The organism is Paenibacillus sp. S25, from assembly GCF_019454085.1.
Taxonomy (GTDB): Bacteria; Bacillota; Bacilli; order Paenibacillales; family Paenibacillaceae; genus Paenibacillus; species Paenibacillus polymyxa_B.
Genome location: NZ_CP073683.1, coordinates 5,220,627 through 5,236,008 on the forward strand (window position 1 = coordinate 5,220,627; position 15,382 = coordinate 5,236,008).

The following is a 15,382-nucleotide window of genomic DNA, read 5'->3' on the forward strand; positions in this document are numbered from 1 at the left end:
GAAAATCATTTTTCTAATTTATTCTCTTGGGTCACCTGATGTTTCTGAGCGGATGGCCCATCCTTCAAATCAGATATTTCTGCACGCAAACGTTCTATTTCCCGTTGAAGTTCTCTCATAGAGTCCACAACCGGATCAGGCAACTGATGACTAAGTCGGTCTGGACGCCTACCATCCTGTCTGACAACTCGCCCCGGGATTCCTACCACCGTACTGTTTGGTGGGACTTCTTTGAGCACAACCGAGTTGGAGCCAATGTTGGACTGTGCTCCAATCGTAAAAGAGCCCAATATCTTCGCACCAGAGCCGATAACAACATTATTTCCAATGGTCGGATGGCGCTTCCCTTTCTCTTTCCCAGTCCCGCCGAGTGTGACCCCCTGATACAATACGACATCGTCGCCAATCTCACAGGTTTCACCGATGACAACTCCCATGCCATGGTCAATGAACAGCCGATCTCCGATACGAGCGCCAGGATGAATTTCAATGCCTGTCATAAACCTCGATACCTGGGATATAACACGGGCTAGAGTACACCAGTTTCGCAAATAAAACCAATGTGCGATTCGGTGTGCCCAAAGGGCATGAACGCCGGAATACGTAAAAATGACCTCAAGCATACTCCGGGCGGCCGGATCATTATCCAAAACAGTCTGAATGTCGGATCTGAAATGTCTGAACATGTCGCCCTCCTATTCCCTTCATATCCTTGCCGCATCATCACAACACTTCACGTTCCGCCAATTTCCGCATCCACCAGCACTCTTCGACATTTTTCTATCTATAATGAGTCTGAGTCTGATAAAAAAGAAAAAGCGCCTCCGCAGCCTAAGCTGCAGAGACGCATGAACGTGGTCCCACTCTGCTTCGAACATATCTGCTGCATAAAAAGCAAAGCAGTCCGTCTTTGGCGTCCTGTAACGGGAACGACTCGGCACGCCCTTGTCACATCAGCATTTGAGCTAATGAGAGTTCGGGCGCACGGCTCCCAGGCGCATTTCCTCCGCAGGTCATCTGGACGGCTCTCAGCCCGGGGTTTCCCCTCGACCGTCCTCTCTGGCAGATGCCCATATGCAGTGTACTTCTCCTGTTCGCAGCCTTTACACGTAAATATCAATCCATATCAATGGAGTCATTATAGCGAAAAGACAACAAATTGACAAGAAATATCAGCCTTTAATTTGTGCCTTAAGACGATCCAGTACCTTGTCACGTCCGAGCAAAAAGATAGTTTCATTCAGATCCCGTCCATGCGTTTGCCCTGTAAGAGCCACACGAATCGGCATGAATAGTTGTTTTCCCTTAAAACCAGTTTCCTTTTGAACTTCCTTGATCAGCTTAGCCATTTGTGGAGCTGTAAATTCCTCGCTCGTTTCAACTTTACCTGCAAAAGCTCTAAGTACCTCAGGAACCTGCTCTTCGGCCAATACAGCTGCTGCTTCAGCATCCAGTTCCAGATGTGAACGGAAAAACAACTCAGACAACGCTACAATATCGGATGCAGAAGTCATCTGTTCCTGGTATAAGCGAACAAGGGCCTTAGCCCAATCCAGTTGTTCCGCAGACAGTTCAGTCGGCAACAGTCCCGCTGCCTGGAGATGTGGAATCGCCATGCTGGCAATTCGCTCAGGATCAGCCTTTTTAATATAGTGATTGTTCAGGTAAGCAAGCTTATTTGTATCAAACACAGCTGGACTTTTGGACAAACGATTAGGATCGAAAATCGAAATCAGTTGTTCCCGATCATAGATTTCTTCTTCGCCTTCCGGGGACCAGCCCAGCAGTGCAATGAAGTTGAATATAGCTTCTGGCAAATAGCCCAACTTGTCATACTGCTCCATGAACTGAATAATGGATTCGTTACGCTTACTGAGCTTTTTGTGATCCTCGCCTACAATCAGCGTCATATGACCGAAGCGTGGCGGCTCCCAGCCAAGAGCTTCAAAGATCATCAACTGCCGCGGTGTATTGGAAACATGGTCTTCGCCCCGTAGTACATGCGATATTTTCATTAAATAATCGTCAACTGCTACTGCGAAGTTATATGTCGGAATACCATCCTTTTTGACGATAACAAAATCGCCGCTTTCCTTGGAATTGAACGTAATTTGACCTTTTACGATATCGTCAAACGTATATTCACGATCTTCCGGTACGCGAAAACGAATACTTGGTACACGGCCCTCTGCTTCAAATGCCTGGCACTGTTCTTCTGTTAGATCACGATGTTTCCCAGAATAGCGTGGTGTCTCCCCACGTGCCGTCTGCTCTTCACGCTCGCGCTCCAGCTCTTCTTCAGTGCAGTAACAACGGTAAGCCAAACCACGGTCCAGCAAATCCTGCCAGTACGTTTTATATATGTCCAAGCGTTCAGTCTGACGATAAGGTCCAAACTCGCCTCCCACGTCTACGCTCTCATCCCAGTCCATACCCAACCATTTCAAATATTTAAGTTGGCTTTCTTCTCCGCCCTCAATATTGCGCTTCACATCTGTGTCTTCGATACGAATAATAAATTTCCCACCTTGATTGCGGGCAAACAAATAATTAAATAATGCCGTTCTGGCATTTCCAATGTGCAGATGCCCTGTAGGGCTTGGTGCATAACGTACACGAACTTCCGTGTTCATATAATCTCCTCCAAATTGAATTACTCAAGATGATAGCATTTACTTAATAAGACAGACAACCGATTGAGCGGCGATTCCTTCACCCCGGCCGGGAAACCCGAGTTGCTCTGTCGTGGTCGCCTTGACGTTCACCTGGGATAGCTCCTCTGCTTCCAGCGCCCGAGCGATGACTTCATTCATCTGCGGAATATAAGATGCCATTTTGGGCTTTTGTGCGATAATCGTAGAATCAATATTCCCCAAGCGATATCCTCGCTCTTTAGCTAGTCCCCACACATGCTCCAGTAGCTTAAGACTGTCGGCATCCTTAAATTCTGGGTCATTATCCGGAAAATGCTTCCCGATGTCTCCCAAGCCAAGCGCGCCCAAGATGGCATCGCTAATGGCATGCAGCAGCACGTCTGCATCGGAATGGCCCAACAAACCTTTTTCATACGGAATATTCACACCTCCGATGATGCATGGCCTTCCGTCCACCAGCTGGTGGACGTCAAATCCTTGTCCCACTCTGATCACTTGATATCCTCTCCCTCTGTTTTTACCCATAATGCCGCCATATCCAAATCCTCAGGCGTAGTAATTTTGATGTTCTTGTAGCTGCCTTGAACGACAGTAACCGGAATTCCTAGCCGCTCTATCAGCATAGAATCATCTGTTCCCAAGAAGCCCGACTGCTCCGCTTCCTCATAGGCTCGCAGCAGATCGGAAAGACGAAAAGTCTGTGGCGTTTGAATACTCCACAGACTTCGGCGATCCGGCGTTGCTGTAATGATACCATCCCCGTTCACTTGCTTGACTGTATCCTTTACAGGTACTGCCGCTACAGAAGCACCAGTACGCTGGGCTGCCTCAAGGCATGAACGTACAAGCTCAGGTTGAATTAGTGGACGCACACCATCATGCACCATCACCCAATCCGCTTGTAAGTGGCGCAGACCGCGATAAACCGAATGCTGGCGTTCACTGCCACCAGCCACCACCCGTACATTTTTACCGATTTTGTATTGATGAATCCAATCTCGGCAACGTTCCACATCTCCTGTCCCAGTCACCATCACCATTTCATCCACTTCGGGCATAGCTGCGAATATTTCAAGTGTATGTATGAAGATGGGCTTGTCCCGCAAAAGCAGAAATTGCTTGCTCTCCTGCGTCCCCATACGGGAGCCGCGCCCTGCTGCCACAATGACAACTCCTACCCGATTGTTCATTCAAATAACTCCTGCCCTGATCGCACTTGGACGATCCGTATGATAACACATCTACTTCATCATACCGCGTTTATTGAGCTTTTTCCAATAATTTCGGTTTGGCAAAGATCATACGGCCGGCTGAGGTCTGAAGTACACTCGTGACCAGCACCTCCATCAGAGAGCCAATATAGTCACGCCCGCCTTCTACAACAATCATCGTGCCATCATCCAGATAGGCTACACCCTGCCCATGCTCCTTGCCGTCTTTAATAATCTGCACCATAATTTCCTCACCGGGCAGTACGACAGGCTTCACTGCATTCGCCAAATCGTTAATATTCAGCACCGATACACCTTGAAGTTCGCATACTTTATTCAGGTTAAAATCATTAGTTACAACTTTACCCTGTAACACCTTTGCCAGCTTGACCAACTTACTGTCGACCTCTGAAATCTCCTCAAAGTCACCTTCGTAAATGAGCACATTCACATCCAGTTCTTTTTGGATTTTATTCAAAATATCCAAACCCCGCCGTCCACGATTACGCTTAAGCAAATCTGATGAATCTGCAATATGCTGAAGCTCCTCCAGCACAAATTCAGGAATTACAATCGTTCCTTCAATAAAACCCGTCTTGCAAATATCCGCAATACGCCCATCTATAATGACGCTGGTGTCCAATATTTTGTGTTCCTCCAGCTTGCGTTCTTCTACACCCGTTCCCCGACCAAAAAAACCAGAACTCCAAAAGGATGACAACTCGTCACGCTTTTCTAGTCCAACCATTAATCCTACATATCCGCATATCACGGTAACAGCCGTCTGGATAAGTTGACCCGGAGCCCCCAACCATGAAAAAAGCGGGTAAACTGCTAAGGAAAGTATCAATCCCACCGCTAAGCCGATCACACCTGCCATCATTTCGTTCATCGGAATTCGCACCAAGCCTTCAATGCCCTGCTGCAATCGATTCGCCACAGATGCCCCTGCGAATGAGCATCCAGCCATAAATAGCACTGCTCCCGCCATCATCCAAACAACCATTCCTGGTAAAGATCCATCACTCAACCATTGTGGCATCCACGATACAATGCCTCCTACCCGCTGGTATAACGTATAGCCAAACCATGCTCCGCACAATCCTGTAAAAGTTAAAATAGCCTTTCTCCACATTGAGTCTCTATACCTCCTTTGTTTTCTTTTCATATAGTCTGCTATTTATTGGATACATAGCATTTGTATTACCAGTATGATCCATTTTCAACATAACTAACCCTGTGTTTTCACTTTTTATGCATAAAAAAAGCATTTATCTCCCTGAAATGATTCAAGGAAATAAATGCTTATTCTTATTCTTGTTTCTGCTTGATACTAACGCTGTGAATGACGATATTGATCGTCCTGTTCTTCCTGACTGGAACGCTCCCGATCACGTCCACGTCTGCGTGATAGCTTACGAATGTTCAGCTTCATACCATACAATGCATACAGCACCAGCGGTACAAAAATCAGCTTCGACAGCTGATCAGGGAATTTAACAGCCAACACCACCGCTGCAATTACGACCCATGGAGCCACCCAAATTGCTTTTTTCGGGAGGCCAACCTTTTTAAAATTCGGATATTTCATGGAGCTGACCATCAAATAAGAGACCAGCAACATGGCAATCGACATGTATAACAAAGAAATATCGTTATGGAATAAGGACAAAGTGGCTAATACGCCACCTGCTGCCGGAATTGGCAAACCCGTAAAATAACCTGGTACACCAGGCCGTACGTTAAAGCGAGCCAAACGCAACGCTCCGCACATCGGGAAAATAGCAGTAACCGTCCAAGCGAGAGCAGAATTCGCATCATGAAAAGCAACCATGTACATAATAACTGCGGGAGCAACGCCAAAAGATATCATATCTGATAAGGAGTCCAGTTCTTTACCGAATTCGCTTTGGGCATTCAGGACCCGGGCCATCCTTCCATCCAGTCCGTCCAACAACATGGCGACAATAACCATAATAGCGGCAAGACTGTATTTTCCGTCTACAGCCAATAAAATGGCGATCATTCCGAGAAACAAGTTACCTAAGGTACACATGTTCGGAATTGATTTGGTAATCATCTCTTCACCTCAATGTATGAATTGTTCCATTATAATCCTTTCACTGTATTACATTTACATTTGCCTGTCAATGAAAACTTGTTCCTGCAAACGTTTAAGACCTTCTTTAATCGTACGCGCACGAACCTCTCCAATACCATCCACTTCATCCAGTTCTTCTATCGTTGCTGTGATGACATGTGGAAAACGTCCAAACCGCTCCACCAGATTATGAATAATCACATTCGGCAAACGTGGTATCTTGTTAAGCACCCGATAGCCGCGTGCAGCAATATATTCCTCTGATGTCGCAGCTGAAGAAGGGTAGCCTAGTAAACGTACGATATGATTTACATCCAACAGTTCGTCGTCCGTAGAACGTTTGAGTCCCAATATAATCTCGCGAATCTTCTCGTCGCTATCGTCTTTGGCATAATCCTTATACAGCAACCATGCTTCTTCCTCAATATTGCTGACAAGCTCTTCCATCTGCATACTAATCAGACGGCCCTCATTTCCGAGCTCATTAATAAATCGTTTGATCTCCATTTTGATGCGCAGCACCATTTCGATCCGCTGGATGACATTAACGACCTCCGGCATGGTAACCAGCTCTTCAAATTCAGAAGCTGTCAAATTCGTAGAGGCTTGCCCCAACACGGATCTATATTTTTCTAACGTCTGAATAGCCTGATTGGCTTTCGTCAAAATAACCCCGATTTCCTTGAGCGCATACCGTAAGGTCCCCTGATACAAGGTAATAATATTACGCCGCTGGGAAATAGACACCACTAGTTTGCCAGTCTGCTTTGCAACTCGTTCTGCTGTCCGATGCCGAATTCCTGTTTCAATTGAAGAAATGGAGGAGTCCGGAATCAGTTGCGTATTGGCATATAAAATTCGTTTTAAATCCTCGCTCAATATGATTGCGCCATCCATTTTAGCCAACTCATACAAATAGTTAGGCGAAAAATCACAATTAATGGAGAAACCGCCATCCACGACTTCCATAACTTCTGGGCTATAGCCAACGACCAGAAGAGCACCCGTTTTGGCACGCAAAACGTTTTCCAACCCGTCGCGAAAGGGAGTTCCCGGTGCCACAAGCCGCAGCAAATCGTTCATTTTATCCAGTTGGCTCGCTTCTTTCATTCTCAATGCCCCCTAATCTAATGCGGCTGCCAGTGCATCTGCCACCGTTCCTACTCCTATAATTTGAATCCCTTTCGGATGTGTCCAGCCCTTCAAGCTTTTCTCCGGCATGATCACCCGTTTGAAACCTAGTTTCTCCGCTTCCCGTACTCGCTGTTCTGCTCGGGATACCGCACGTACCTCACCTGTCAGTCCCACCTCGCCAAAAATCACATCGTACGGCTTGGTAGGAGCATCCCTAAAGCTGGAAGCAATGCTCACAGCGATAGCCAAATCCACCGCCGGTTCATCCAACTTCACGCCTCCGGCTACGTTGAGATAAGCGTCCTGGTTTTGCAAAAACATGCCCATCCGCTTTTCTAGCACGGCTATGATTAATCCCATTCGATGATGGTCGACTCCTGTGCCCATTCGGCGCGGAGATGGAAAATGCGTAGCTGCAATCAATGCTTGCAGTTCAACCAATACAGGTCGGGTTCCTTCCATACTGGCTACAACAGTAGAACCCGCCACCCCCAGTGGTCGTTCAGACAGGAATAGTTCAGAAGGATTTGACACCTCACGCAAACCGCTTTCAGCCATTTCAAAAATACCAATTTCATTTGTAGAACCGAAACGGTTTTTAACTGCACGCAAAAGCCGATACGTATGATGACGCTCTCCTTCAAAATAAAGCACACAATCAACCATATGTTCCAACAAACGTGGACCTGCAATGGCTCCTTCCTTGGTCACATGTCCTACCAATACTGTAGCAATACCTAGCCCCTTGGCAATTCGCATAAAGCGTGAAGTACACTCCCGCACCTGAGCCACACTACCTGGTGCACTCGTCACCTCAGGCAAATATACGGTCTGTATCGAGTCGATGACCAAAAACTCCGGCTTCAAGCTGTCCACCGCTTCTTCAATCGTCTCCAAATTCGTCTCACATAATACGTATAGGCTGGGGGACAAGGCACCGAGCCGATCTGCACGTAGTTTCGTTTGACGGACAGATTCCTCACCAGACACGTATAGCACCTTTAAACCAGTTAAAGCTAGCTCATTAGATGTTTGCAGCATAAGCGTAGATTTACCGATTCCCGGATCACCGCCCACCAAAACGAGTGAACCCGGCACCACACCTCCACCGAGTACTCGATTCAATTCTCCAATTCCCGTCAAAATTCGTGTTTCTTTGCCACTCTCCACCTCTATAATAGGGAGTGGCTTGTCTTTTGTGCTATGAGTAAGAAGGGAAGACCCCATTCCTTGAGTTTTTACAACGCTTTCCGTTTCTTCGACCATGGAATTCCATGCCTGGCATCCAGGACATTTTCCGTACCATTTGGGCGATTCATAACCACATTCCGTACAGGAAAATTTAGTTTTCACTTTAGCCATACTTTATTCCTTGGCTCCTTATTGACGACGATGATGTCAAATTTATGTTCATACAGCCCAGAAAGAGCTGTAACAATAAAAGTTTACCATTGAAGCTTGGCGGACGTAAAGCAATATCACAAACTTTCCCAAAGCATTTACCCAACCTTTTCACCGTGTTTTATACACAAAAAGGGTGTCTTCGCAATAGCTTTTCAGCCTGCGAGACACCCTTTTCTACTATTTATTTAGTAAACTGCTTTAGGACTTGGCAGATACATTATCCTTTTTCGTTACAGTCAATGCGCCATTCTCCTCATCAATGAAGAGAGAGTCACCTTTAGTAATATTGCCAGTCAACAGTTCCTCGGACAGGCGATCTTCAATATGCTTCTGGATTGCACGACGCAATGGACGCGCACCATACGCTGGATCAAAGCCTTCCTTGGCAAGGAATTTTTTAGCGTTGTCTGTCAACTCGAAGTCCACCTCATACTCATTCAGGCGCTTACGCAGCTCCTCAGACATGAGTGACACAATTTCGGCAATATGTTTTTCTTCGAGAGAATGGAAAACGATAATTTCATCAATCCGGTTCAAGAACTCAGGACGGAAGCTTTTCTTCAGTTCATCCATCACTTTGCCCTTCATATTATCGTAATCCGCCCCGGCGTCCACTACAGCTGTAAAACCAAGCGTGGAGTTACGTTTAATCGCCTGTGCACCAACATTAGATGTTAGGATGATGAGTGTGTTACGGAAATCGACGACACGACCTTTGGAATCTGTTAGACGACCATCTTCCAGCACTTGTAGAAGAATATTGAATACTTCTGGGTGTGCTTTTTCAATTTCATCCAGCAACACAACAGAGTATGGCTTACGACGTACCTTCTCAGTCAGTTGACCGCCTTCTTCGTATCCAACGTACCCTGGAGGTGCTCCTACCAGACGGGACGTGGAGTGCTTCTCCATATATTCGGACATATCAATACGGATAACCGCATTTTCATCTCCAAACATGGATTCAGCCAAGGCACGTGCCAACTCTGTTTTACCAACCCCAGTTGGGCCAAGGAAAATAAAGGAACCGATTGGACGCTTCGGATCTTTCAGTCCGGCACGTGCCCGACGAATTGCCCGGCTTACTGCCTTAACTGCTTCATCCTGTCCAATTACCCGCTCATGCAGCAACTCTTCCATATTCAACAAGCGGTGTGTTTCTTCCTCTTTCAGCTTGCTGACTGGAACACCTGTCCAGATTGCAACGACCTGAGCGATATCCTCTGGTGTAACTTCAGAATCTGTACGACCCTGTTGTTCTTTCCATTGGTTTTTCGTCACGTCTAGCTCTTCACGAATTTTTTGCTCTGTATCACGCAGCGCTGCCGCTTTTTCAAACTCCTGACTTTGTACCGCTGAATCCTTTTCCTTACGGATATCTTCCAGACGGTTTTCCAGCTGTTTCAGGTTTGGCGGTACAGTGTAAGAATTCAGCCTTACTTTGGAGCCCGCTTCATCAATAAGGTCAATAGCCTTATCTGGCAGGAAGCGATCGGTGATATAACGATCTGACAATTTTACGGCCGCTTCAATAGCCTCATCTGTGATCTTTACACGGTGATGCGCTTCGTAACGGTCACGCAGACCATACAAGATTTGAATCGCCTCTTCTGGAGAAGGCTGATCCACTGTAATGGGTTGAAAACGACGTTCCAAAGCAGCATCTTTCTCAATATATTTGCGGTATTCATCCAGCGTGGTCGCACCGATGCATTGCAGCTCGCCACGTGCCAGAGCAGGTTTCAGGATGTTGGACGCATCAATTGCGCCTTCCGCTCCACCAGCACCAATCAGCGTATGCAGCTCATCAATGAACAACACGATATTACCCGCTTGACGAATCTCGTCCATAATTTTTTTCAAACGATCTTCGAATTCACCACGATACTTGGTGCCTGCTACCACAGAACCCATATCCAGCGTCATTACGCGCTTGTCGCGCAACGTTTCGGGAATCTCATTCGCTATGATTTTTTGGGCCAATCCTTCGGCAATCGCCGTTTTACCTACCCCAGGCTCACCGATTAGAACCGGATTGTTCTTTGTACGGCGGCTGAGCACCTGAATTACGCGTTCAATTTCCTTGCTACGCCCAATAACAGGGTCCAGGTTGTTTTCCTTCGCAGATGCCGTCAGATCACGTGCCAGACTGTCCAGAGTTGGCGTGCTGACATTAGCTGGAGCACCGTGATGACTGGAAACAGCCTCGCTGCTGCCGAGCAATTGAAGCACTTGCTGACGCGCTTTGTTCAGACTGATGCCCAGGTTGTTCAGGACACGTGCTGCTACGCCTTCGCCTTCACGAATAAGACCAAGCAAAATATGTTCTGTACCTACATAGGTATGACCCAGTTTGCGGGCTTCATCCATAGACAGTTCGATGACTTTTTTGGCGCGTGGAGTATAGGCAATGTTCGTCGGTTGCTCTTGACCGCGTCCAATCAGCGTTTCCACTTCATCCTGGATCTTTTCCAGTCCCAGCCCTAAACCGATTAAGGCTTTCGCGGCTATTCCTTCACCTTCACGAATGAGGCCTAGCAAAATGTGCTCTGTGCCAATGTTGTTGTGTCCCAATCGAACAGCTTCTTCCTGAGCCAAAGCAAGCACTTTCTGTGCACGTTCCGTAAATCTTCCAAACATCATATATCCTGCACCTCCACAGTGTGTATTTCAGATCATTCTATATATTAAAGGGTTGTGCCTAATTTTTGCCGGATCAGCTTCGCCCGGTACATATCGCGCTCTTCGGTATTCATTTTATCCCCAAAGCTTTTTTGCAGGAACCCGGGTTGTGTCATCACATTCAGCTCATTCATCGCTGCAGTGGAAGGACGCTCCAAAATTCCTAAATCTACGCCAAGACGTACATCGGATAGCCGCTGTGCAGCCTCCTTGGAATCCAATACTGCTGCATATGACAAAATACCGAATGAACGCATCACCCGATCTGTAATTCGCAGCATAGATTCATTCATTAGCCTTTCTCTGGCAGAACGCTCGTGCTCAATAATTTGTAGCACCACGCCATGTAGATTTTCAATAATCTCCGCTTCGGTTTGTCCCAGTGTAATCTGATTAGATACCTGAAACAAATTTCCGACCGCTTCGCTGCCTTCACCGTAAATGCCACGAACTGTAAGACCTACCTGTGAAACAGCAGACAATATACGATTGATTTGATGAGTCATAACTAATGCAGGCAAATGCATCATCACCGAAGCTCTCATACCTGTGCCGACATTCGTCGGACAACTGGTCAGAAAACCTCTCCGATCATCAAATGCATAATCAACATGCGCTTCAAATGCATCATCAATAACCATAGCGCGTTCCCAAGCTTCCCTAACCTGACATCCCGGATATAAGCACTGGATACGCAGATGATCCTCTTCGTTTATCATAACACTAACCGATTCATCATCGCTAATTAAAACAGCACCGTTACGAGATTCGTTCGCCAAATTTGGGCTTATCAAATGCTTCTCAACCAGCACCTGCTTGTCGATCTCATCCAACTCGGATATTTTCAACGTATGAAAAGTACCAAAACCGCCTAAATCATCATACTGAAGGATATCCGTCAAGCGTTGAAGTGCTTCTTCCGACTGCTGATTGGTAGCAAGCATGGGAAAAGGCAGATGCTGCAAGTTACGCGCAATTCTCACCCGGCTGCTAATGACAATCTCCGAATCCGCAGCATCACCACGCATCCAGTCACTTAGCGGCTTCTCCGTAAACCGAATATTGGGCATTACGCATCCCTCCTACTCTTCACAAACTTTACTCTTCAGTCATTTCTTTTTCAAGCTCTCTGATTTGATCCCTAAGCTCAGCAGCTGATTCAAATTCTTCCTGTACAATATGCTGTTGCATCTCTTTTTTCAAATCGTCAATTTGCCGTTTAACCTTCAGTCGGCCTCCAGTGCGAACCGGAACTTTACCAACATGATTCGTACTGCCATGCACACGCTTGAACAGAGGGTCCAGACGACTATCAAAATATTGATAGCACGATGGGCATCCGAAACGTCCCAGCTTACTAAACTGTGCATAGGTCATGCCACAATCCTTGCATTGCAGGTTCTGCGGACCACTGTGGCCTGGAGACTGGCTCTTTGTACTGGAGTCAAAATCCAACATCCCCGACAACAAGCTATGAATCGAAAAGCCGTTAGGTGTTCCAGGGATCATCTCCCCTTTTTCCTTGGCACACGTCTCACAAATATGAAACTCTGTCTTTTCGCCATTCACAATTTTGGTGAAATGCAAAGTTGCCGGCCGCATATTACATTCTTGGCACAGCATAAAAGCACCTCCTTCAATGTCAGGATTTATACCAATCCCTACATCCAAACGTTAGTCTCTATTCACATACTATTTGGTCGCCAGCAACGAGATCAGCATAGCCTTAAGCAATCTTGCTCGCAGTTGATCACGATAGGGAAGCTTCAGTAATAATGTATCCCTTGATAAAGCAGCCTTCATTAGATTAGCTTCCCTTTTGCTTAAAAAATGGGCTTCCTCTAACTGATAAATCAGTCCTTCGGCTGCCGATTGGCTTATTTCCTCCCCGATGCTCTGATGAAGATGTGTATGGATGGCATGCTGTGCAGGCAGCTGAATCCGCTGAATACGAATGTAGCCCCCGCCACCGCGTTTACTTTCCACTACATAGCCTTTTTCCAGCGTAAACCGGGTGCTAATTACATAATTAATTTGCGACGGCACGCAGGAAAAGCGATCAGCCAGATCATTGCGCTGAATCTCCACTAAACCTTGGGGACTTTCCAGCAATATACTCTTCAAATATTGTTCAATAATATCGGAAACATTGCGCATTTCATCATCCTCCACTAACGGAAACGCAAGTATTCAAGTACATTTTACGCTCCACAGAGTCCGCCGTATATTGAACTTAACCAAACGGTAAAGTCACGAATCTAAGCTGTATTCAGGCTATTGCCTTATCTACATCCATTGGAATTGTACCGTTTTGTCTCTAGTGTGGCCTTTATTTGCGATTAATCATACACTTCTCTTATGTTCATAAGAGTCAGCTCCTAACTATACGCAAATCATTTCGATCCTCATTTACTTCTTTGCTATCAAAATTACCTTATACAGCCAATCCATCAACATAATACTTCTACAGAATCACACGAGGTTTGATTGACTTTGACTTTCTTTGACTATATTCATATTATAGCACATTATTCATTTTTGCCAAGGGGTCAATACCATTTTTCGCAATCTAATTATGTTTTATACAATATCATAAAAAAACTCTTCCCATTACAGAAAGAGTTTTGAAAATTTTGATAACCACACAAGTCATGCTCCCTGAAAGATGAAGCCTAAGAAGAACTAAATGGCCTTTATCAGAAAAAATCCAATAAGAACGTTTGTTTTACCGGTATTACACGTTTAATGGCAGACACAGACTCACTGCTGCCTTCAATACGCCCCCATTTATACAGATCATCAGCCTGCTGGTAACCAAGCATCAGAGTCATCAGTGACTGAATCCCAAGTTTCAAGTCAGCTACTATGGCGTTTTCAGATGAATTGCTTATATCCACTCTCTCCAGATGTCCTTGCCCCTCCGTAGTAATCGTTAATCTCCATAATCCATCATTCCATGGAGCATACCGATCAGTCAGATTTAAGGTTAAACTTGTTTCTTCTCCAATCTGTTCAAAAGGGTATCTTTCTATAAAAGCAGCTGCATCCACAATACGACCCATAAAATAAGGCACAGTTTCTTGTTGAATTCGTGGATCATCGAGTAAAAATGGTAGATTGTCATCTGCTGGAACGTAATTAAATTTACCTTGGGCTATCATTGAGTCATGATTTGCAAAATAAGTCCATAAAGCCCGACGAGCCGTCTCATTTTCATATACCAACTCATCACAATTCAACTGTTTATCTTCAATTTTGTATAGCGCATATCCCTGAGGATCGCCTGTTTCTGAGTAATATACCGCAGTTCGATAGTTCTCATTTAAAATCCGCTCTTGCCACCATTCCTTATCTCGTACCAGCGTGCCATTATAACGAGATGCATACGCTTGATACACTTGGTCCAGTTCTGAAATATCTTTGACATCACGTTTGACTGTACCTTCTGTTTTAAGTTTTGCAGGGAATTTATCAATGGGAATGACGTACTTTTTATATTCAATATACGTTTCCCAACCAAATTTACGATAGAAGGCAAAGGAGAATGGATGCAGAAAAGAAAGGCTTTGTCCCGCAGACTTCATCTCTTCAAGCGCATGCGTCAACAAACGTGACACCATGCCTCCGCGACGCTTTTCTGGCCACGTTGCCACACCAGCAATGCCCCCCATATCAAAAACCTGACCGTTTATGTATACCTGTAGGGGTAACAAAGTCAATTTAGCATTCAAGTCATGTCCGTCGAATATTCCCCATGTTTGCTCTGGTTTGAATTTCTTCTTGGATTTTTCCAGATCCTCCAGGGACATTGTAAACTGAAAAGCATATTGAGATAATTCAATAGCCGCTTCAAATTCCTCACGTTGTAATTGTCTGATCTCCATAACTTCGTCACCTCGCTTGTATACTTGGGCATCCATAAAAAGATTACACACTAAGAGTGTGGCAAACCCCATTCTCTCTGTCAACCTTAGAAACAGGTGGTCATCTAAAACGCATAAAAAAAGAACCATAATCTCATTGAGATCATGGTCCTCTTTACTTGTTGCTTGGCGACGTCCTACTCTCCCAGGACCCTGCGGTCCAAGTACCATCGGCGCTGGAGGGCTTAACGGTCGTGTTCGGGATGGGTACGTGTGGAACCCCTCCGCTATCGCCACCAAACATGAATTTGCTGTGCAAATTCTACCGTATGG

13 protein-coding genes and 1 rRNA gene are annotated in these 15,382 nt (G+C 45.7%); all 14 read right to left on the reverse strand.

Annotated elements, in window-relative coordinates; genetic code table 11:
- Positions 1-5: 5 nt before the first annotated feature.
- Entirely contained in the window at positions 6-686 is a 681-nt protein-coding gene (gene cysE, locus KAI37_RS22965) for a serine O-acetyltransferase (protein ID WP_076294716.1), read from the reverse strand.
- A gap of 486 nt (positions 687-1,172) precedes the next feature.
- Positions 1,173-2,633: a glutamate--tRNA ligase gene (gene gltX / locus KAI37_RS22970; RefSeq protein ID WP_076294715.1), complete on the reverse strand. Its 1,461-nt coding sequence runs from the start codon at positions 2,631-2,633 to the stop codon at positions 1,173-1,175.
- Positions 2,634-2,672: 39 nt separating this feature from the next.
- Positions 2,673-3,149, reverse strand: a complete 477-nt coding sequence (ispF, locus tag KAI37_RS22975; protein WP_071643188.1) for a 2-C-methyl-D-erythritol 2,4-cyclodiphosphate synthase — start codon at positions 3,147-3,149, stop codon at positions 2,673-2,675.
- Positions 3,146-3,844, reverse strand: a complete 699-nt coding sequence (gene ispD / locus KAI37_RS22980) for a 2-C-methyl-D-erythritol 4-phosphate cytidylyltransferase (protein WP_053326187.1) — start codon at positions 3,842-3,844, stop codon at positions 3,146-3,148. Before ispD ends, ispF begins: the two co-directional genes overlap by 4 nt.
- A 70-nt stretch (positions 3,845-3,914) precedes the next feature.
- Positions 3,915-5,000: a PIN/TRAM domain-containing protein gene (locus tag KAI37_RS22985; RefSeq protein ID WP_076294714.1), complete on the reverse strand. Its 1,086-nt coding sequence runs from the start codon at positions 4,998-5,000 to the stop codon at positions 3,915-3,917.
- Positions 5,001-5,198: 198 nt separating this feature from the next.
- The gene (gene pssA / locus KAI37_RS22990; protein WP_013312182.1) at positions 5,199-5,945 is read right to left on the reverse strand and encodes a CDP-diacylglycerol--serine O-phosphatidyltransferase; all 747 of its coding nucleotides are present in this window, start codon (positions 5,943-5,945) and stop codon (positions 5,199-5,201) included.
- A gap of 54 nt (positions 5,946-5,999) precedes the next feature.
- Entirely contained in the window at positions 6,000-7,076 is a 1,077-nt protein-coding gene (gene disA, locus KAI37_RS22995; RefSeq protein ID WP_013312183.1) for a DNA integrity scanning diadenylate cyclase DisA, read from the reverse strand.
- A 12-nt stretch (positions 7,077-7,088) separates the two neighbouring features.
- Entirely contained in the window at positions 7,089-8,462 is a 1,374-nt protein-coding gene (radA, locus tag KAI37_RS23000) for a DNA repair protein RadA (protein ID WP_013312184.1), read from the reverse strand.
- 240 nt (positions 8,463-8,702) lie between these two features.
- Positions 8,703-11,147, reverse strand: a complete 2,445-nt coding sequence (clpC, locus tag KAI37_RS23005; RefSeq protein ID WP_023990572.1) for an ATP-dependent protease ATP-binding subunit ClpC — start codon at positions 11,145-11,147, stop codon at positions 8,703-8,705.
- Positions 11,148-11,191: 44 nt separating this feature from the next.
- Entirely contained in the window at positions 11,192-12,256 is a 1,065-nt protein-coding gene (gene mcsB / locus KAI37_RS23010; RefSeq protein ID WP_023990573.1) for a protein-arginine kinase McsB, read from the reverse strand.
- Positions 12,257-12,284: 28 nt separating this feature from the next.
- A complete protein-coding gene (gene mcsA / locus KAI37_RS23015; protein ID WP_023990574.1) occupies positions 12,285-12,809 on the reverse strand; it encodes a protein-arginine kinase activator protein McsA in 525 nt (174 codons plus the stop codon).
- Positions 12,810-12,878: 69 nt separating this feature from the next.
- Positions 12,879-13,343, reverse strand: coding sequence for a CtsR family transcriptional regulator (locus tag KAI37_RS23020; RefSeq protein ID WP_013312188.1), 465 nt, complete (start codon positions 13,341-13,343; stop codon positions 12,879-12,881).
- A gap of 539 nt (positions 13,344-13,882) precedes the next feature.
- Complete coding sequence (locus tag KAI37_RS23025; RefSeq protein WP_220030268.1) at positions 13,883-15,070, reverse strand: GNAT family N-acetyltransferase; 1,188 nt, start codon at positions 15,068-15,070, stop codon at positions 13,883-13,885.
- A 163-nt stretch (positions 15,071-15,233) separates the two neighbouring features.
- Positions 15,234-15,350, reverse strand: a 5S ribosomal RNA gene (gene rrf / locus KAI37_RS23030).
- Between the last annotated feature and the right edge of the window lie 32 nt (positions 15,351-15,382).

Coding starts and splice junctions, on each gene's coding strand:
- mcsB (WP_023990573.1), bottom strand. CDS start 12,256: ATGCCCAATATTCGGTTTACGGAGAAGCCGCTAAGTGACTGGATGCGT.
- disA (WP_013312183.1), bottom strand. CDS start 7,076: ATGAAAGAAGCGAGCCAACTGGATAAAATGAACGATTTGCTGCGGCTT.
- KAI37_RS23020 (WP_013312188.1), bottom strand. CDS start 13,343: ATGCGCAATGTTTCCGATATTATTGAACAATATTTGAAGAGTATATTG.
- KAI37_RS23025 (WP_220030268.1), bottom strand. CDS start 15,070: ATGGAGATCAGACAATTACAACGTGAGGAATTTGAAGCGGCTATTGAA.
- cysE (WP_076294716.1), bottom strand. CDS start 686: ATGTTCAGACATTTCAGATCCGACATTCAGACTGTTTTGGATAATGAT.
- radA (WP_013312184.1), bottom strand. CDS start 8,462: ATGGCTAAAGTGAAAACTAAATTTTCCTGTACGGAATGTGGTTATGAA.
- clpC (WP_023990572.1), bottom strand. CDS start 11,147: ATGATGTTTGGAAGATTTACGGAACGTGCACAGAAAGTGCTTGCTTTG.
- KAI37_RS22985 (WP_076294714.1), bottom strand. CDS start 5,000: ATGTGGAGAAAGGCTATTTTAACTTTTACAGGATTGTGCGGAGCATGG.
- gltX (WP_076294715.1), bottom strand. CDS start 2,633: ATGAACACGGAAGTTCGTGTACGTTATGCACCAAGCCCTACAGGGCAT.
- pssA (WP_013312182.1), bottom strand. CDS start 5,945: ATGATTACCAAATCAATTCCGAACATGTGTACCTTAGGTAACTTGTTT.
- ispD (WP_053326187.1), bottom strand. CDS start 3,844: ATGAACAATCGGGTAGGAGTTGTCATTGTGGCAGCAGGGCGCGGCTCC.
- mcsA (WP_023990574.1), bottom strand. CDS start 12,809: ATGCTGTGCCAAGAATGTAATATGCGGCCGGCAACTTTGCATTTCACC.